The sequence below is a fragment of the Tardiphaga sp. 709 genome (genome assembly GCF_032401055.1).
In the GTDB taxonomy this organism is placed as follows: Bacteria; Pseudomonadota; Alphaproteobacteria; order Rhizobiales; family Xanthobacteraceae; genus Tardiphaga.
Genome location: NZ_CP135529.1, coordinates 3,362,951 through 3,381,605, shown reverse-complemented (window position 1 = coordinate 3,381,605; position 18,655 = coordinate 3,362,951). Strand labels below are relative to the sequence as shown.

Here is an 18,655-nt window from a genome sequence, read left to right as displayed (position 1 = left end):
GCTGTAACGGACGCACGCGCCGAGGGGCCGTGCGAACGGGAGATGGCGCGCGCGGCACGCCGTCACAACGTGCCACTCGGCGTTCTCTTTGCGGTCGGTCTCAGCGAGACCGGGCGCAAGGGCGTGCTGAATCCCTATGCGCTCAATGTTGATGGCAGGACGGTGCTGGCCACCGATCTGCGCAATGCCGTTGCGCGCTTCGCCGAGGAGAAAAGCAAGGGCGCCAAATTAGTCGACCTCGGCTGCATGCAGATCAATCACCGCTATCACGGCGAGAAATTTCCCAGTGTGGAAGCGATGTTCGATCCGGCACGCAATGTCGACTACGCCGCACGATTTCTGAAAGATTTGCGTGAGCGCGAGGGCAACTGGACGATGGCCGTCGCGCGCTACAATGCCGGGCCGACCAATATTGTCGGCCAGAAACGCTACATCTGCAGCGTTATCGGCAGTCTTGTCGCGAGCGGATTCGGGTCATGGACAAGCAAGGCACGCGACTTCTGCGCGGAACGCACTGCGTCACGATGACCCTGTGGATAACCGCCAGCCTCACACAAGCAACTTCAATTCTAATACTTCACACGTGAAACGGAGGATAATCGATGAGTCTGTATGGGGTGATGCGCACAGGCGGCTCCGGCATGAACGCGCAATCGAACAAGCTGGCAACGGTCGCTGACAATATCGCGAACGTGAATACCACGGGCTACAAGCGCGCCTCGACGGAATTCTCCTCCCTTATCCTTCGCAGCGGAACCGGAAACTACAATTCCGGCAGCGTCGAGACGCAGGTTCGTTATGCGATCTCTGATCCCGGAACGATGAACTACACGACGTCCGCAACCGATTTGGCGATCCAGGGCAACGGATTTTTCGTCGTCAGCGACGCAGGAGGCACGCCTTACCTCACGCGCGCTGGCTCTTTCGTTCCGGATGGCCAGGGCAATCTCTACAATACCGGTGGCTACTATCTGATGGGCTACAACATCAAGAATGGCGCCCAGCCGAACGTCGTTGCCAACGGCCTCGGCAATCTCGAGGTCGTGAACATCGCGCAGCAGTCCTTGCTTGGAAATCCGACGACCCAGGCGGGCATCAGTAGCGCCAACCTGGATTCCAATGCTGCGATCAGCGCCGGACCGCCGAACTTTACGTCGAAAACGTCGGTCATCACCTACGATAATATTGGAAATGCGGTGAAACTTGACATGTACATGTTCAAGACAGCCGCCAATACATGGGATGTGCAGATCTACAACAGCGCAGGCGCGGCAGCAGGCGGCGGCTTCCCCTATGCAGCCGGGTCGCAGCTAGGCGCCACCACGACATTTACCTTCGACGTCAGCGCCACCGGCAAGGGTCGTCTCGCTGCCGCGAGCCCGACTTCTATGAACTTCACAATCCCGGGCGGCTCGCCGGTCACTTTCGATATGTCGAGTATGACGCAGGTCGCGGACGAATTCCAGTTCAAGGCCACGACCAACGGCAACGCGCCGAGCGCGCTCGACCGTGTCGAAGTCAGCTCGGACGGCACCATGTATTCGATCTTCGACGATGGCACGCGAATCGCGAGCTACAAGATCCCGCTGGCGACGGTGCCAAGCCCCGACAATCTCTCGCCCGAAGTCGGGAACGTCTATTCGATCAGCACCAATTCCGGCAACATCCAGGTCGATTTCGCGGGCAATAGCGGCCTCGGCACCATCAAGCCGGAGGCGCTCGAAGCATCCAACGTCGATCTGGCCAACGAGCTCACGGCGATGATCGAGTCGCAGCGTGGCTACACCGCGAATTCCAAGGTGTTCCAGACCGGCGCTGACCTGCTCGACGTACTCGTCAACCTGAAGCGCTAGCGCACAGCGCGGATCACTGACGGGAGTTCCCAATGTCACTTACGGTCGCACTCAATTCGGCCCGCTCGTCGCTTATGGCGTCGGGCGTCCAGTCTTCCGTCATCTCGCGCAACGTCGCCGGCCTGCATCAGGACGGCTACTCCCGCAAGAATGCTCTGATCGTTTCCCAGCCGGGCAGCGGTGTCTATGTCAGTGGTATTCAGCGGGCCGCCAGCGCCGGCTTGTTCAACAATGTCGTCAAGGCGGTATCAAACACCGCACAGCAGGATGCTCTTTATAACGGTCTGCAGAAGGTTGCGGCCGTCACCATCGACGACCCCGAGCTCGATCAGTCTGCCGCGGCGCAACTGGCCAAGCTGAAAAGCGCCCTGCAGCAATATGCATCGGCGCCGGATAACGTGACGTTCGCGAATTCCGCCGTCACGGCAGCCAAAAATGTTGCAGCATCGCTAAACGATTCGACCAACACCGTGCAGACTGTTCGCGCGGATGCCGACGCCGAAATGGCGACGTCGGTCGGGAATATCAATCAGCTTCTGGCACAATTCGAGACGGTCAATACGGCGATCATCAAGGGAACGATCTCCGGCTCCGACGTCACCGACTACCTCGATACGCGCGATAGTATTCTGTCGAAGCTGTCCCAGGAGGTCGGGATCACGTTTGCCACCCGCGCAAACAATGACATGGTTGTCTATACGGATTCGGGGGTCACGTTGTTCGAGCGTACCGCTCGCTCCGTAACCTTTGCTCCGACAAATTCCTACACGGCCGCCACAACGGGTAACGCTGTGGTCATCGATGGCGTTCCCGTTACCGGCGCTAACGCGATCATGCCGATCGGCTCCGGCAAGCTCGCTGGTCTCGCGACGCTTCGCGACGACAAGATGGTGACCTATCAGAATCAGCTCGACGAAGTTGCGCGCGCCGTGATCGAGATTTTTTCCGAGAAGGATCAGAGCGCTGCCGTTGGACCAGACCAAACCGGCCTCTTCACCTATGCCGGTGGACCCGGAATGCCAACCGCGGGCGTGATCAACGTCGGGCTCGCCGGCACGATCAAGGTCACCAATCTGGTCGATCAGGCGCTGGGTGGCAATCCGAGCCTGATTCGCGACGGTGGCATCAATGGCGCCAACTACGTTTACAATGCCGGAGGCCAAGCAGGCTTCTTCGCTCGCATTCAGGGCCTCGTCGATGGCATGGCGGCATCCCGAGCCTATGATCCGGCCGCGCTCGGCAAGCCTAGCGGCAGCCTCATCGACTTTGCCGGCTCCTCGGTGAGCTGGCTGGAATCGCAGCGCAAGAGCGTGGGCGACGACGCCACCTATAGCCAGACGCTCCTGGAGCGCAGCGCCGATGCGTTGTCGAACGTCAATGGCGTCAACATGGATGATGAGATGACCTTCATGTTGCAGGTCGAACGCACTTTCTCGGCATCGTCGAAGCTGATCTCAACGATTGACGACATGCTGAAAGAACTTCTGATGGCGGTGGGGTAATCGATATGGCTACAAATTTCATTTCATCGAACTCGATCTCGACCACCCTGCGCATCTCCGCGTCGAAAAGCCAGGTGGCGATCTCAAAGGCCACCAAGGAGGCGACGACAGGAAGGCTCGCTGACGTCGGGGGGAGCCTGGGTGCACTCACGGGTCGCGACGTGACCCTGCGTGCGGAGCTTCTCGATATGGAGAAGATCGTCGATACCAATGCGCTCGTGAGTGCCCGCCTGGACGTCACGCAGGAGCGTGTTTCGCAATTGATCGAGACGGCACAGTCCTTCCAGAAAGATCTGCTGGCGGCGCGCAATTCGGCAAATGGCGGCGTCATCATCGCGCAGCCAGCAGCGTCGAACCTCCAGTCGCTTCTCACGACGCTCAATGTGTCGATGGACGGACAGTATCTGTTCGCCGGCATCAATACGGCACAACAGCCGATGACGCCTTATCAGACCGGTTCGGCCAGCAAGACGGCGATCGATGCGGCTTTTACTGCCGCTTTTGGTTTTCCGCCCGGTGACGTGGCTGCCGTAAATATCACCCCCGCCGCCATGAATAACTTCCTCGACAATGCGTTTGCGACCGAATTCGACGATCCGGCCTGGGGAACGAACTGGTCTTCGGCATCCGATCAGGTCATGCGCAGTCGCATCTCTACGACACAAACCGTCGATTCCTCCGCCAGCGCCAATGACAAGGCATTCCGCAACCTGGCGATGGCCTACACGATGCTCAGCGGGCTTGGTCTGGAAACTCTGAATCAGAGCGCGTTCCAGGCCGTTACAGACAAGGCGCTGCTGCTCGTCGGCGGTTCGGTGTCCGACCTTGCGAGTGTCGGTGCACGCCTCGGCACCGCGCAGGAACAGACAACAAATGCAACCAGTCGTCTCAAGGTGCAGACCGACATCGTCAACAAGCAGATCAACGCGATGGAAGTGGTCGATCCGGAAGAGGCATCCGTCCGGGTCAACTCTCTGAAAAATCAGTTGGAGATGTCGCATGCGCTGACCGCGCAAATTCAGAACCTCAGCATCCTCAATTATCTCTGATAGGTGGGCTGATCTATGAAGCAACAGGTTATCGATTGAAATGACACTGGCAGGTTACGACGCGGAAATCGAGGATAGCGGCCGCGAGGCGCGATCCAGGGAACAACAAGCGCTGAATCACGGAATTAAACTACTTCAGAAAATCCAGAGCGGTGCGCTTGCTTCATCCGAAGAAACAGACGCCTTACTCTATATCCGTAATCTCTGGACTTTCTTCATACAGGATCTGTCGAATCCGCGAAACGGCCTGCCCGAGCAGTTGCGAGCGCAGCTGATTTCGATTGGTCTCTGGGTCATCAAGGAGGCCGAGCGCCTCCGGGAAGGGCAGTTGTCGGACGTGAGCGATCTCGTTGCGATCAATATCGTCATCCGGGATTCTGCTGGCATGAAGAAGCCAATGTGCATATCGCTGCGATCGGGCGAGAAAATCTACATTAACGGCGCAGTTTTGCGGGTCGACCGCAAGGTGACGCTGGAACTGATCAACGACGTGACTTTCCTGCTGGAAAGCCAGGTCATGCAGGTCGCCGATGCGACAACGCCGCTTCGGCAGCTCTATTTCGTTGTGCAACTGATGTTGATGAGCCCGGGCGATATCGAACAGGCGCGCGCGGTGTTTGGGCATCAGCGCTGCGCGATCTACGCGGCGGCCGACAACAAGGAATTGTTGCAGGGCCTCGATGCGATCGAGGAGCTCGTCGAGGCTAAACGTTACTACGAGGCGTTGCGGAAGATCCGGGCTCTGTTCGAAGTCGAACAGGCGATCCTGAGCGGCGCCGACATGCTGCTGCCGGTCGTGGCCTAACCCAGGGAGAGCGAGATGATCGTCAACGGCGTAGATACCGCGAAATCCACCACAAGCACGACGACGACGCCGACGTCGTCGACCAACATGATCGACTACAACGGCTTCCTGCAGCTTCTGATCGCGCAGATGCGCAACCAGGATCCCACCAATCCGACCGATTCAACCGAATATATGAGTCAGCTTGCGCAGCTGTCGTCCGTCGAGCAGGCGGTTCAGACCAATACAAAGCTCGATACGCTGCTGTCGACCAGCGCGATCACCCAAGCAGAAGGGTTGATCGGCCGCACCGCTTCGTTCACGGATGAAAGCGGAACGAGCACGACCGGCAAGATCAAGGAAGTCTATATCATCCAGGGCGGTGCGGTTGCCACGCTCGAAAACGGCACGAAGGTCCAGCTCGGGCCCGGCATTACCATTAGCTGAGCCATGAACGAGCGCGACGCCCTCGATATCGCCCAGCAGGCGATCTGGACCATCATCGTTGCCGCCGGCCCGGCGGTCGGCGCCGCGATGTTCGTTGGCATCGCTATTGCCCTCCTGCAAGCACTGACCCAGGTGCAGGAAATGACGTTGACCTTCATCCCCAAGATCGTGGTGATGTTGATCGTGGTCGCCGTGACCGGCTCTTTCATGGGAGCCCATATCTTCGCCTTCACCGAAGTGCTCTACGGCCGGATCGAACGCGGCTTCTAGCCGCCATCGTCTCCACCATCTTCACGCAAGGTCGGCGCTGCACAGTGCGGCCATGATATTCGTGCGAGAATTGCCATGGCCGACGTAATGATTTCAGCCCTGCCGGCCGAACGGCGGGCCGGTACGGACGTCGCCTTTGCATTCGGCATCGTCACCATTCTGGTGATGCTGGTTCTGCCGGTTCCGACGATCCTGATCGACCTCGGCCTGGCCTTCTCGATCGCGTTGTCCGCGTTGATCCTGATGGTGTCGCTGTGGATTCAGCGGCCACTGGATTTCTCGGCATTTCCCACCGTGCTGCTGATCGCCACCATCCTGCGATTGGCGCTGAACGTGGCGACCACGCGCGTGATCTTGTCGCATGGCGGTGAGGGAGAGCACGCCGCGGGCTACGTCGTCGCCGGTTTCGCCAAATTCGTGATGGGTGGCGACTTCGTCATCGGCCTCATCATCTTTGCGATTCTCGTCACCGTGAATTTCGTGGTGATCACCAAAGGTGCGACGCGTATCGCCGAAGTCGGCGCCCGATTTTCGCTTGACGCCATTCCCGGCAAGCAGATGGCGATCGACGCCGACCTGTCGGCTGGTCTGATCGATGACAAGGAAGCGCAGCGTCGGCGCCACGAGCTGGAGGAAGAGAGCTCGTTCTTCGGTGCCATGGACGGCGCCTCGAAATTCGTGCGCGGTGACGCCATCGCCGGCCTGATTATCACTGCCATCAACATCTTTGGCGGCATCATCATCGGCGTCACTCATCATGGCATGGAGCTGTCACGCGCCGCTGACGTCTTCACCAAGCTTTCGGTTGGTGACGGTCTGGTTTCGCAGATCCCCGCGCTGATCGTGTCGCTCTCGGCCGGCCTGCTCGTCTCCAAGGGCGGCACGCGCGGCTCTGCCGAGCAGATGGTGCTGAAACAGCTCGGCAAGTATCCGCGCGCCCAGTCAGTTGCCGCGATGATGATGTTCGCGCTCGGTCTGCTTCCCGGCCTGCCATTCCTGCCCTTCGCGCTGCTTGGCAGCGCCATGGCCTTCATGAGCTTTACGCTGCCGCGCCAGCAGGCTGCCCGCGCGAAGGTCGAGCAGGCGCGTATCGCGCAGGTTCAGGAAAAAGCGCAGATCGAGAACAGGGATTCCGTCAAGGAATTGCTCAAGACCTCCGATGTCGAGCTCTGCGTTGGCAGTCAGTTGGCGATCCAGATGCTGAATGCCCACGGTGAACTTGCGCATCGCGTCGCCAAGGTTCGGCGGCGTTTCGCTGCCCAATATGGCTTCGTCATTCCCGAGATCAAGCTGACCGACGACCTCTCCATCGGACCGAAGTCATATCGTATCAAGATCTACGGCACCGTCGTGGCCCATCACGAATTACGTATTGGCGAGTCCCTTGTGTTGTTTGACGGCGACCGGAAGCCCGATGTTCCGGGTGACGAGACGATCGAGCCCGCTTTCGGCATGAAGGCGATGTGGGTTCCCGAGACGTTTATCGACGAGGTCAAACAGGATGGCTTCAAGATCGCGGACAACATCTCGGTGCTGCTCACGCATCTCAGCGAGGTCGTCCGCAACAATCTGGCCCAGCTTCTTACCTATAAGGACACCCGCGCACTGATCGAACGGCTCGATCCCGAATACAAGCGGCTGATCGAGGATATGGTGCCATCGCAGATTTCCTATTCAGGACTGCAGGCGGTGTTCAAGCTTCTGCTGGCAGAGCGTATCTCGATCCGCAATCTGCATCTCATTCTGGAAGCCATCGCCGAGATCGCGCCGCATGTGCGTCGGTCCGAGCATGTGGCCGAGCATGTACGGATGCGCATTGCGCAGCAGATCTGCGGCGATTTCGCCGACAACGGCGTGCTCAAGGTGCTCCGCCTCGGCAATCGCTGGGATCTCGCCTTCCATCAGAGCATCAAGCGCGACGGTAAGGGCGAGATCGTGGAATTCGACGCCGATCCGCGGCTGGTCGAGCAATTCGCGGATGACGTGTCGGTTGCGGTCCGCAAGGCGGCTGCCAATGGCGACACTGCGGTGTTGGTGGCGCCGCCCGATGTCCGCCCCTATGTGCGCATGATCACCGAACGTATGTTCCCCACGCTGCCGGTGCTGTCGCATGTGGAGATCGCGCGGGGGGCCGAGGTGATGTCGCTCGGAGCTGTATCTTGATCGCAAGCAGCTCCGTCTCCATCCTGGCCACGTTCCTGATCTTTTGCCGCATCGGGACTTGCATGATGGTGGCGCCGGGTTATTCCCGCGTGAATATCCCGACGCAGATCCGGTTGTTTCTCGCCATCAGCGTCACCCTGATGCTCACACCTCTGCTCGAGTCCACGGTCCGGCCGGCCGTGGAGGTGGCGACAGCGCCGGATCTCCTCCGCCTGATCATGTCCGAACTGATGGTCGGCCTGGTCATTGGGCTCACCGCGCGGATGTTCTTCGCGGCTCTGGAAACGATGGCCACATTCGTCGCGTCGGGGATCGGTCTGACCCTCCCGGGTGTCGCCGACGACGGCGAGCATGTCCCGGCGCTGGTGCCGCTGATCACGCTGACTGCGACGGTGGTCTTCTTTGTAACCGACCAGCACTGGGAATTGTTGCGCGGTCTGGTCGGCTCCTACCATATCTGGCTGCCCGCGACCGGGATCAGCGCCGAGGGCGGGTTGACGCAGCTCGTCGATCACCTTTCCCAGGCTTTTACGCTGGCGCTTCGGGTCGCCAGTCCGTTCGTCATCTATGCCGTCATCGTCAATTTCGCGGTCGGCCTTGCCAACAAGCTGACGCCGAGCATTCCCGTCTACTTTATCTCGATGCCCTTTGTGCTCACCGGGGGGCTATTGCTGCTTTATTTCACGGGGCGCGAAATGGTGCTGCAATTCAGCATCGCCTTCTCGTCCTGGCTGTCGGGGTGACGAGCAGTGCAGAAGCGCGACCGCAAGATTCGTCGTATCGCCGCCGTGCAGGCCAGGCTGCATCGGATTGCCGAGTGGCAGCTGATGGAATGTCAGGCGCGGGAAAACCAGCTCGAGGAAAAGCAGCGCGTCATTCTCGAAGGTTTCAATGACGAGAGCAAGCTTCCGGACCTCGCCGTGCAGACGGCGAGCCAGAGTTTGCGCGCCGCCAGCATCGAGCAAGGCGTCGTAGCCAAGGCCAGGGAAAGACTGGCGGCGCATGCGCGCGACGAAGGCCGCAAGCTGAAACATGCGCTGAAAATGGTGAAGTCGGCGGTCGGACGCACGGTTCGGGCCGACGAAAAGCGGGTTCTGGACGACGAAATCGACAAGGCCGTACGGCGGTCGATCGAGGGAGCATAGGCCGATGGGAATTCTGACAGTTGCGCAGGGTGTGTCATGACAGTTGCCCCGGTATCGAACGATCTGATCGCGGATGTCATGAAGGCGGCGGATCCGGCCGCTCAACGTGTCGCGGCAACGAGGCTTGAGCGTATGGCGCCGGCGAGCGAGGCGAACTTCGCATCTGCGGTCGCCGACGAGTTTGCTGCAGGGCAGGCCGCCCAGAGCGCGAAGTCTGCCCCCGTCAGCGGCGGAGAGATCGCGTCAACGCCGATCATCCGGAAGGCTGAGGGAAGCAATCCGACTTATCGCAAGTTCGAAGCTTTCGTGCTGCAGATGTTCGTGGAAACGATGCTGCCGAAGGATGCGGAGGACGTATTCGGCAAGGGTACCGCGGGCAATATCTGGCGTTCGATGCTCGCCGAGCAGATCGGCAATGAAATGGCCAAGGGCAACGGCGTCGGCATCGCCAAGCAACTGGCAAAATCGCGCCCGACATCGGCTCCCACTTCCGAAGGCTAACGGCCGATTCCGGCCATGACAGTAGAGATCGACATGGAACAGATCGAACAGCAGACCTCAATCATCATCGTCGAGGCGCAGGCTCTGGCTTTGCCTGAGAATGACCTTCCGGAATCGGCTGCGCAGGAAACCCCGATTTTCGGCGAGGCGGACGATGTGCCTGGCCAATGGCTCGGCACCCAAAGCAGCGCGCTGACCGCGATCGATCGGCTGAAAGCGACCATCGACGAGGAGACGGAGAAGCTTGAGGTTCGCGCGGTAGTGGATTTCGACGGCTTCAGCCAGCGCAAGAACCGTGGTCTGCTCGAGCTGACTCGGGCAATGCGGCTGACTCAGGACATCAAGAATGATCCGCGCGTCACGCCGCAACTCACGCTGTTGCGCGCCAGCCTGATCCGTAATCAAGCTGCGTTGCAGATCCATCTCGATGCAGTGCGTGAGGTCTCGGCCATCATCGCGCGTTCGATCCAGGAGGTTGAATCGGACGGCACCTACTCACTGGCGATCGCAGGCAAGCGCAAATGATGAAGCTGCTGATCACGGGCATTTGGGCCTGCCTCGTCACTGTGGGTACCAGTTTCGGGATCTCCTACTGGAAGGAGACTGCGGCCGCATTGCCCGCGAAGCAGGACCAACCTGAAGGGCTGGTTTATGAAAAGGTCAAGGTGATCAATGTGCCGATGATCGCCGACGGTAGCGTTCAGGGCTATATTGTCACCCAGCTCGTCTTCACTGCTAACGCCAAAGTCCTGCGTCAGCTGCCGGTGCCGCCGGAGCCGTTCGTCGTCGATGAAGCATTCCGTATGATCTATGGCGACCAGAAGCTCGATTTCAAGAATCTTGGTCGTTACGACCTCACACAATTCGCGCAGACGGTGCGCGCACAGGTCAACAAGCGTCTGCAGACGGAGGCGCTGCAGGAAGTTCTGGTGCAGGATTTCAACTATGTGTCGAAGGATCAGATTCGCCGCTGAGACTACAGCGAGTGGTCATCGCTGTGGTACGGTGATACTCGATGATCTGGCGTGGTGGATGTGTGGTACTTCTTGTTGCGCGAGAAGCTCTGTGTCTTGCACAGCAATTCGAGGAGGCGGTGGACGCCAACGCCGTGGTCGGCGTCCTCTTGCGCGTAAGGCGTGAGCCTTAGTTCGCCTTTGAAACAGGCGCTTCGTTAGCGGGACGAGACTTCAGATCGTCCAACCGGTAACCCATGTAACGCTTCGATTCGATCGGGTCGAAGCCGAGATGATCACGTAGCTTCTTGCGCAGCTTGCTCACATGGCTTTCGATCACATTCTCATCGAAGCTGGCATCGAACAGACCGTAGATGGCGTTGAAGAGCTGGGTCTTCGTCAGCCATTTGCCTTGATGCCCGACCAGGTGTTCGAGAATGCGTAGTTCGCGTCGTGGCAGAATCAAAGTGCGACCGGCGACCTCCGGGTCGCGGCCATCGAGAAAGACACGAATCACGCTCGTTTGTGCCGGTTCATGCTGATCGATGGTACGGCGGCGAATAACTGCCGTTCGTGCCATGATCTCGCGGACGTGAACCGGTGCGTGAACGACGTCATCCACGCCAGCTTCGAATAACTCAATAGTCTGCTTGAGGTGCTTCAGGCTGTTGAGCGCAATGATCGGCGCCCGTGACCTGTTGCGGATACTGGATGGGATACTCGTCCGATCAGGACAATCGCCCAGCAGAAAGGCCCGAATGACAGTTAAATCATTACCAACGGCACATTCCAGCCAATCGCGAAAGTCTGTAGAAGTGAAGCCAATCGATACAACCCCTTCGCGATCAAACCCGGCCGCATAGCCTTGTGTGACGCCCTCTCGGTCATCGATTACAACAAACATTTTAATCCCCTGCGTGTTTCGCCTTGATATCGTTATGGGGTCGAATTAGGCGCACTCGCCCCATTTTTGTCTTGAAGACGCAACACAACAGTTACTTGAGCGGATGGATGGGCCTTTGAGCGGTGTGCTGACTTGCAATGGGGAGCCCGGTCGCTTTTACGGGATACCCAGTGCAGTGATGCGGTCAGCTCATGTTCTCCGGCTTGCATTCATCCGTAGTTTCAGAGAGCTCCCTCTCGCTATGTGAACACGACATGACATCTCATGGTCGTGCACGGTCGGTGGCAGAACCGAACCAGCGCTAGTGTCAAAACGGGGGAAGTGGCCGAGCGCGTGCCGTATCGTCGATATCTGGCGCTTTGATCGGCTGGACTTGCCCGAGTTGTCACACACGCGAATCGGCATACTGATCATCAAGATGATACCGCATCATCAAGTAGTCGAGGTGCACAAATTTGCAAAGAGTCGTGCTTGCAAACCATGCAGTTGAAGCAAACTAACAAGTGGATAATTCATAAGGTGCGACGATTTTGTCGGACCCTTTTTGCACCCAACTATCTCACAGCGTGCCGGCATAGATGCAATCGCGACTGCGCTGGTTTGAACCAGTGCAGTACCACACGGCAAAACGCGTTGATTGTCGTGCGCGGGCATATGGAGCGAAAGTCTTTTCGTCATGTGCGGGGCAGCAACATGCGATTACGTAGGCCCGATATCAGCCGGCATCGGCCAATACTGATATCCACTCTCAAGAGCGTGCCATATAGGGCACTCGGATCGCTCGATGCGAATCCGAAGCTGCCGATCTTGTCGGCGTCGTCCTGGGTAGTCATCCAGCGTGTCACGAGCATCCTGCCTGTGCGTGGCCGTTAGTATCAATCAGTCAGATCGAGGCATCAATTCAGCGACCTGAAAGGATGACGCCTCTGCTGGTCAGAACCTGCCAGCGGTTGTTTTCGTTCTTGATTTCCTGGATTCGCCCGAGAGCAGGGACATCCTGCCCCGGCACGACCTCAATCACACCGGTCTTTCCCTCAAGCACCGCGACGCCATCATAGGCGCGGCGCACGTGCCAACCGGGAATAACTTCGCGTGACGTACTTGCCGGCCGTTGCGCCTGAGACTGCACCGTGCCGGTGATATCGGGAGTATTCGCCAGAGTGGCCGCGACCTGTATCGCTTGCGTTTTCTCGTCAGCAATGCGTGCAAATTTCGCAGCCAGGGCCGCCTGTTCACGCTCGGCGCGATCTTGTGCGCGGCTTGCCTGTTCGGCGGCCTGCGTACGGGCAGCTTCAACGGCAGCGCGACTGCTAGCCACGTCGCCGGTAATCTCCGCAACTTGCCGTCGCAGCTGCGTGACGGAATCGCGAATGCTGCGAAGATCTGCATCAGATACGGCTGAAGATGTCATCGGCCGCAGGAACAGATAGGCAATCGCGCCAGCGGAAACGAGCGTTGACAGGCCGACGACCATTGCCAGGGAGAAGAACGGAGCTTTCCATGCCGGCGATTGTAACGGTCTTGCGACAATACGGGCCGGCGGCACAGTGAAGCGCACCTTTGCCTTGATTGGCTCTTCGCGGGTGGAAATGCGAGCGCGTTGCATATTTGCGCGCGCTTCGCTGGCGAGAAGCTCGTCGATCGCGGCGGCAGCAGCAATATGAGGTCTTGGCGTGGAGTGTGAATTCGGTGATTGCTCACGAAACAGGCTGCCGTTTTCCACAGCGCTTGACCGTGAATCCGACGGTATCTTGGACATCGTCATGCTGATCTTTGCATTGGTCATGACTGTCTGCAGTGGCAATCAAATCGTACGAGCGGCGTAACAAGCGAAGCTTGCGCGAAGCCGTCGAGATAGATGTGTGCGCTAACGATCAACCGACGGTCGATCTCCATCGCGCGACGATGCAGATCGTTTGAACGATGATCGGGTGCTGTCCGCGCCGATATATCGTGCACAAGAGCGCATAGTGGTTGTGTAGTTATTGGTGTGGTCTTCGTGTGGTCACCAACTGCTAGCCGGTCATCTCTCGACCGTCACGGGGCGGCGATTTGATCGAAGAATGGAAAATGGCGCAGGCACGATCAACGAGATGCGAGACAATCAAATCAAAGTCGACCCAAAGAATATTGAAATTGATTCGTAAAAATATAAATGATTCGAGCTGCCTCACTCCAAAGTCTATCAGATCAAATCGGTAAATCCGCGCATTGAGTTAAATGCCGTAAATCTTGATAATAGATCGATAGGGGCTATTCATCGGTTGATGAAGTGGCGTTTTAAGAAACCGACACTATTGCCGTGGCCATGGATATCGATCTCAAAAGCCTTCGCGATTACGTGAAATTGTTGAAAGCCGAGCGGCAGGATTCGCCGATCGGCAAGATCAAATCTGGCGCGACTGAAATTATTCGAAAGAACCTTCGGGAATTGGAACGGATGCACCGTGAAGACGGCGCGACGTGGACCGAGATTGCTGCGGGTCTTGCTGCGCAGGGCGTTACCCAGGGTGATGGCCAACCCATCACTGGCCGTCGCCTTACAGCTCTGATGCATAATATCAGGGTGCAGGAAGAACGGAGTCTCGCCCGGGGAAAGGCGCTTGGTGATGCGTCTGATCAGGAGCCGCCCGAGCCACAAGGCACTGCCGACTGAGTCACGTTGCGAATTGTCAAATTCGATCCATTCAAAATGAGTCCCTTGTTGACGACTTTCTGTCACCAAGGTCGTTGGGATCGATTTGAAAGAGGACCGGCATGGTGCTCCCGCCGCATTGCGGTATGGGCTCTGTTCTTTGGCATTCGCTCGACGTTGATTGTCTTGCCCGGCGCACGTCCTTCGGCGCCGACCGTTCGGTTATCTGACGTGCTGACGCTCGGCCTTGTCCACCTGATACGTGATCAGCTTCATGACCAGCCAGGTCTGGATCCAGTCCGCCGCGCGCTCAGGATGTTATGCTTCATCCTGTCCTGTAGAGGATGTGGCTACAGCGCGTGGTGCACCCGGTTGACGACATGGAATATGGGTGGTGGCGCGGGGGTCGCTCATCGACTGATCCTGCAGCGTCAACGGTCGCCGGGCGCGGAAAGTGAAAATTGGAATGCCCGGCGATCTTCAACAGGTTGAAGGGCGGTCCACGCCGAATGTCGTAGAAACTGCAGCCAGTGCAGCAAGCGGACAGCCGGTGTCTGATCGCAGACGGCTCTGGGAGAGGCTAAAAGGCGCCTTGGGCCAACTCGCCAGAAACGCTTATAAACGGGCATGTTGCAGCCCTCTTCGCCCTCGTCAGGCGCGCTTTTTTGTTGCATTCATGTCGTGTCGCGCATCAATCCATGATGGTGATATCCGTTCTACTGCAACTCCAGTGAGCTGGCCTCGTCTGTTAAGGAATTCCATCGGTGAGTGCGACGGCAGAAAGCCCAAATAGGACCAGACCGAGAATCCTCGAATTGGGCTCCTGGCACTATTGCAAGGATATCTATCCGGAAGAGACGGATGTGCTCTGGACGGGGGAACGTCCGATCCCTCGCGGGCGAGCGGCGAAAGGCTTCGCCGACTGCACGCCCTGGCGATTCATTAAGGCGATGCGTGAGGCGCGACGCGGGACATACGACCTGATCATCGTCTATATGCCACTACGCCCGGCATGGCATCCGCGCTACTGGCTGCGCGCTTTCTTCCGGCAGCCGCTTCGTCCGCTGTCCGCGATGACAAGAGTCTTCGGCGTCTCCTGGCTAAGATTCGTGAAGCTTCCCGTGCCGATCGCCGTTCTGGATATGAACGACGCCTTCATCGTCGGCTCGCATAATTTCTTTCTGCTCGACAAGGCTACCGCGGCTTTCAAACGCGAGCTTCCCGTCGATCGGTGGCATATTCTCTGCCACTCGGCCCATCCGGCACTTCCGACGCGACGCATAAGGCGCAATCGGCGCTGGAACGAACGTCTGGCGAAGATACGCCCCATTTCGCTTCCCGCAGCGAGGATCGATACCGATGGCGAATCTCCGGAAAAGACGTCTGACGTGTTTTTCGTGGGCGAAGTCGCGGAAAATTCGTGGGTGCGCCGTGTCGGTCTGTCAGAACTCGAGGCGTTGAGAAGCAAAGGCCTCAAGATCGATATTCCGCACGAAAGACTACCGCATGACGAATTCCTGCGGCGGCTTTCGAGCGCATGGCTGGCGTGGTCACCGTCGGGCTATAGCTGGGAGTGCTATCGAACTGCCGAGGCGGCGCAATGCCTGACCGTGCCGGTTCTCAACTATCCGACGGTCGAGCGTCACGCGCCCGTTCGAGAACACGAGCATGTCCTGTTGTACGACGTAACCCCGGGCAGTCTGTCGTCCGTGATTGAGCGCGGACTGAGCGACAAGCCGCTTCTACGCCAGATGGCATTGGATCTGCGCGAGCATGTTCGCAAATATCATCTGCAGGACGCGATGGTCGATTATGTCATCGACGAGACGCTGCGGGCCGCTGATCGAACGGCTTAACGGAAGGGGCTGCGACTATCACGACGGGGATTAGCCCCGCCACGATGACGAAGGCGCTATAAAGGTGCTCTTTTGACACGGCAGCTCCCCAAGATGTGGGAGCATTTATAGGCCCGCGTCCGGGAAAGTCCTGTGCACTTCGTGCCAAAAAACCAAATCAGGCCACTGCCGCCGGAAACAGGGTCAGTGCCCAATTTCCGCGCGGCGCACTCCGCCATCATTTAAATGGATGAAGACCTCGCCAAACGTCTTCCCGTAGCTCCTCCGATCTACAACTTTCCCGACGATGCCGGCAGCGTTCATGAAGCTGAGCGACGCTGCGCGTCAACCGGCTCGCTTCCAGGGCGCTCGCAGTCGACGTCAGAAGGCCAGCTCACGGCCGCCGATGCGGGAAACGTCGACGCTCCCGATGAAACCAGCGATTAAGCCGCTTCACAGTTCGCCTGCGATCGCGCACGGAGAAAGGTACTCGCTTATTCCAACCCTAACGGCCTTAGAGGAAACGCAGTCGCCGCTTGAGGTATGTCGACAACCGGACATAGCGAGCGTACACTTGCGCCATCACCGGCCGGACCTTGGCAGCTATCGGTGACTGAGAGTGTTGCGCTCCCGCCTTATACGCAGGAAAGGAGCGCGCCATGAGGCGCCCTTGCTCGCATTCCTATAGATACGACAGCAGACTGAACGCTGAGAAAGCTCGCATTCACGCGCGGCTGGAATGCGAGAACCGCGGACAACAGCGCGATGTCCTTGAGCGCGAGTTGCGTCAGGTCGAAATCGCGCTTCATATTGACAACTGGATTTCATCGCCGGGGTTGCAGCCGCCCAAATCGATTTCGGGCTAAGTCGCCATGGCCCGGCGAATAACCAGCGAGTCTGTGCTTCTGGCGGCATCGACCACATGGACCGCCGTGCTGGCATGTGCGCTGCTCTATATATTTTGCATTACCACTTTTTAGGACCGCATCAGAGGGGCGAGGATCGCAAGCGCTGGAGCGGCTGCGTATGGGGTGCTGGCAAAGGGGTGTGAAGTAAAACGGCCGGCTGTCGTGCGGACGAGTCCGGCCAGAGTAGTGAATTCAGTCATAGTGACGATGGTCGATGCCAGTATATCTAACTCCGCTCCGTCGCATGATCAGAGCTGGTCATAAGTTGAGCACGACCTTAGGCGCATCGTTCCAAGAAACGACCTGCTCGCGATCTTGAGGAGTACGATACTAAGATCCACCGCTTGGCAGAACGGCGGATTGATCGGACGAGCGTCAAAAGCTACGCAGCAAGTATCGTCTTCTTGATATCCGCTATCGAATGACCGGTCAGGTCCTTGGCGATTTCGCCGACCAGAGCCTCATCGAGCTTTTTGTGGTAATGTTTGCGCATCTCACCAAGCGTCTTCGGCGCAGCGATGATCACGAGATTGCTGAATTTATTCGTTAGCACCTGAGCATTCAGCATTTCGATGATCCCGGACGCAAAACCGTCCTCATCCGCCCGACTTTGATCGGGGTTGGCCGAGCTGCTGTTCTGTCCACCACTGCCGCTGACCGGCTCGACATCGTCACCGGGAGCAACGACCAAGCTCATTTCGGTTTCGGTGCCGACGTTGCGGAAAAGATTCAGCTTTTCACCGTCGGCAACAGCAACGATGGTATCCGTTGGGAGGATCATTTCATTTCCTGACATGTTGTGAGTGGCGCCGTTGCCCAAGCTGGCCGCAAGCCATAGAGCAACACATCCGCTTCCGCGAAGTTCCGCCTAACCAAATGCTCAATGATTCCTTGGGAGCGCGCGCCGGACTGCGAAGCGGCTGTTTCCAGTCTAAGCTCCTAAAGATCACGGTCTTGGGCATTAGCGATCCGGTTTATCTAGACAAATAACGGTTTAGCTCTCGCAAGTCGTTCTCGTCCGGAACAACCTGCAATCCTATCGCTTGAACCGGCAACAAAAGGACCAACATGCTCAGATTATTCACCGCGGCTCTGACAACCATTATTATCTTCTCAGGACAAGCTTTGGCGCAGCAGGGAGGAACCGAACAGGAGCGGCAAGCCTGTGCTCCTGACGTGAAGAAATACTGCGCTTCCGTTATCGATCAGGGCGACCTCGTGGTCCTCAGTTGCCTCCAACAGAACCGCTCGAAACTCTCACAGAGTTGCAACCGCGTCCTGGTTGATCACGGTCAATAGCATCTTCGCGCACTTCCTAAGGGGGCGCTGGTGAAATCAAAGATAAAATCACTTGGCGAACGACATCCGGTCAGCACTGTGCCAGTTTTGGTAAAGATGTCCTCTGCCGAAATGGCAGCGGTGGACCGTTGGACGCTATCCCGCCCGGATTCAAAGCCAACGAGACCGGAAGCTATTCGCCAACTCGTCGAGCTCGGCCTGAGTGTCAAAGGCGTCCGGAAGAACAGTGCGTCACAACGCACCCGTGCAAGTGAGATGGCTGCCACAGAACTTGATTTTCAAGCAGACGAGAATGCCACCTCTGATGATCAAGCGACCCGAAAGCGGCGACTGCTCAAAGGCCCCGAAGAGTTTCAACATGTCCGCGTCGACCGAAAAGCACGAAAATCTTAGGCTATTCTGCCCCG

General features: G+C 58.0%; 21 protein-coding genes and 1 pseudogene. 19 read left to right on the top strand and 3 right to left on the bottom strand.

What is annotated here, in order from left to right:
- The first annotated feature begins 42 nt into the window (after positions 1 to 42).
- From RSO67_RS16515 to RSO67_RS16450, 14 genes and pseudogenes are all read left to right on the top strand, one after another.
- A complete protein-coding gene (locus RSO67_RS16515) occupies positions 43 to 528 on the top strand; it encodes a transglycosylase SLT domain-containing protein (protein WP_315839757.1) in 486 nt (161 codons plus the stop codon).
- 74 nt (positions 529 to 602) lie between these two features.
- On the top strand, positions 603 to 1,853 hold the full coding sequence (locus tag RSO67_RS16510; protein ID WP_315839756.1) for a flagellar hook protein FlgE: 1,251 nt from the start codon (positions 603 to 605) through the stop codon (positions 1,851 to 1,853).
- Positions 1,854 to 1,885: 32 nt separating this feature from the next.
- The gene (gene flgK, locus RSO67_RS16505; RefSeq protein ID WP_315839755.1) at positions 1,886 to 3,355 is read left to right on the top strand and encodes a flagellar hook-associated protein FlgK; all 1,470 of its coding nucleotides are present in this window, start codon (positions 1,886 to 1,888) and stop codon (positions 3,353 to 3,355) included.
- A gap of 5 nt (positions 3,356 to 3,360) precedes the next feature.
- The gene (locus RSO67_RS16500) at positions 3,361 to 4,404 is read left to right on the top strand and encodes a flagellar hook-associated family protein (RefSeq protein ID WP_089263446.1); all 1,044 of its coding nucleotides are present in this window, start codon (positions 3,361 to 3,363) and stop codon (positions 4,402 to 4,404) included.
- A 40-nt stretch (positions 4,405 to 4,444) separates the two neighbouring features.
- Positions 4,445 to 4,723 (top strand): annotated as a pseudogene (flaF, locus tag RSO67_RS16495) (flagellar biosynthesis regulator FlaF); the annotation flags it as partial.
- A 78-nt stretch (positions 4,724 to 4,801) separates the two neighbouring features.
- On the top strand, positions 4,802 to 5,209 hold the full coding sequence (flbT, locus tag RSO67_RS16490) for a flagellar biosynthesis repressor FlbT (RefSeq protein WP_315844274.1): 408 nt from the start codon (positions 4,802 to 4,804) through the stop codon (positions 5,207 to 5,209).
- 15 nt (positions 5,210 to 5,224) lie between these two features.
- Positions 5,225 to 5,635, top strand: coding sequence for a flagellar hook assembly protein FlgD (flgD, locus tag RSO67_RS16485; protein ID WP_315839754.1), 411 nt, complete (start codon positions 5,225 to 5,227; stop codon positions 5,633 to 5,635).
- Positions 5,636 to 5,638: 3 nt separating this feature from the next.
- Complete coding sequence (gene fliQ / locus RSO67_RS16480) at positions 5,639 to 5,905, top strand: flagellar biosynthesis protein FliQ (protein ID WP_116659873.1); 267 nt, start codon at positions 5,639 to 5,641, stop codon at positions 5,903 to 5,905.
- 75 nt (positions 5,906 to 5,980) lie between these two features.
- Positions 5,981 to 8,068, top strand: a complete 2,088-nt coding sequence (gene flhA / locus RSO67_RS16475; protein ID WP_315839753.1) for a flagellar biosynthesis protein FlhA — start codon at positions 5,981 to 5,983, stop codon at positions 8,066 to 8,068.
- Positions 8,065 to 8,811, top strand: a complete 747-nt coding sequence (gene fliR, locus RSO67_RS16470) for a flagellar biosynthesis protein FliR (protein WP_315839752.1) — start codon at positions 8,065 to 8,067, stop codon at positions 8,809 to 8,811. The genes flhA and fliR overlap by 4 nt, the downstream gene beginning before the upstream one ends.
- A 6-nt stretch (positions 8,812 to 8,817) precedes the next feature.
- Positions 8,818 to 9,213 (top strand): hypothetical protein, encoded by a 396-nt coding sequence (locus RSO67_RS16465; RefSeq protein ID WP_315839751.1) that lies wholly within the window; start codon positions 8,818 to 8,820, stop codon positions 9,211 to 9,213.
- A gap of 36 nt (positions 9,214 to 9,249) precedes the next feature.
- Positions 9,250 to 9,714 carry a rod-binding protein gene (locus RSO67_RS16460; protein WP_315839750.1) on the top strand — a complete coding sequence of 155 codons (465 nt, stop codon included), beginning with the start codon at positions 9,250 to 9,252 and terminating at the stop codon, positions 9,712 to 9,714.
- A 15-nt stretch (positions 9,715 to 9,729) separates the two neighbouring features.
- The gene (locus tag RSO67_RS16455; protein WP_315839749.1) at positions 9,730 to 10,239 is read left to right on the top strand and encodes a hypothetical protein; all 510 of its coding nucleotides are present in this window, start codon (positions 9,730 to 9,732) and stop codon (positions 10,237 to 10,239) included.
- Positions 10,236 to 10,688: a hypothetical protein gene (locus tag RSO67_RS16450; RefSeq protein ID WP_089263453.1), complete on the top strand. Its 453-nt coding sequence runs from the start codon at positions 10,236 to 10,238 to the stop codon at positions 10,686 to 10,688. The genes RSO67_RS16455 and RSO67_RS16450 overlap by 4 nt, the downstream gene beginning before the upstream one ends.
- A 169-nt stretch (positions 10,689 to 10,857) precedes the next feature.
- Here the strand turns inward: RSO67_RS16450 and RSO67_RS16445 are convergent, their stop codons facing one another.
- Entirely contained in the window at positions 10,858 to 11,571 is a 714-nt protein-coding gene (locus tag RSO67_RS16445) for a response regulator transcription factor (protein WP_089263454.1), read from the bottom strand.
- Between the two features lie 901 nt (positions 11,572 to 12,472).
- A complete protein-coding gene (locus RSO67_RS16440; protein WP_315839748.1) occupies positions 12,473 to 13,357 on the bottom strand; it encodes a hypothetical protein in 885 nt (294 codons plus the stop codon).
- A gap of 522 nt (positions 13,358 to 13,879) precedes the next feature.
- Between RSO67_RS16440 and RSO67_RS16435 the strand changes: the two genes are divergently transcribed.
- The 3 genes from RSO67_RS16435 (at position 13,880) to RSO67_RS16425 (ending at position 16,488) form a co-directional block, all read left to right on the top strand.
- Entirely contained in the window at positions 13,880 to 14,227 is a 348-nt protein-coding gene (locus tag RSO67_RS16435; RefSeq protein WP_315839747.1) for a hypothetical protein, read from the top strand.
- Positions 14,228 to 15,156: 929 nt separating this feature from the next.
- Positions 15,157 to 16,062: a glycosyltransferase family 1 protein gene (locus RSO67_RS16430; RefSeq protein WP_315839746.1), complete on the top strand. Its 906-nt coding sequence runs from the start codon at positions 15,157 to 15,159 to the stop codon at positions 16,060 to 16,062.
- A gap of 225 nt (positions 16,063 to 16,287) precedes the next feature.
- On the top strand, positions 16,288 to 16,488 hold the full coding sequence (locus RSO67_RS16425; RefSeq protein ID WP_315839745.1) for a hypothetical protein: 201 nt from the start codon (positions 16,288 to 16,290) through the stop codon (positions 16,486 to 16,488).
- Positions 16,489 to 17,331: 843 nt separating this feature from the next.
- On the opposite strand, the gene RSO67_RS16420 is transcribed toward RSO67_RS16425, so the two are convergent.
- On the bottom strand, positions 17,332 to 17,730 hold the full coding sequence (locus tag RSO67_RS16420) for a host attachment family protein (RefSeq protein WP_315839744.1): 399 nt from the start codon (positions 17,728 to 17,730) through the stop codon (positions 17,332 to 17,334).
- Positions 17,731 to 18,017: 287 nt separating this feature from the next.
- On the opposite strand from RSO67_RS16420, the gene RSO67_RS16415 reads away from it, so the two are divergent.
- Both RSO67_RS16415 and RSO67_RS16410 read left to right on the top strand, forming a co-directional pair.
- On the top strand, positions 18,018 to 18,248 hold the full coding sequence (locus RSO67_RS16415) for a hypothetical protein (RefSeq protein ID WP_315839743.1): 231 nt from the start codon (positions 18,018 to 18,020) through the stop codon (positions 18,246 to 18,248).
- Between the two features lie 30 nt (positions 18,249 to 18,278).
- Positions 18,279 to 18,641 (top strand): hypothetical protein, encoded by a 363-nt coding sequence (locus RSO67_RS16410; RefSeq protein WP_315839742.1) that lies wholly within the window; start codon positions 18,279 to 18,281, stop codon positions 18,639 to 18,641.
- Positions 18,642 to 18,655: the final 14 nt, after the last annotated feature.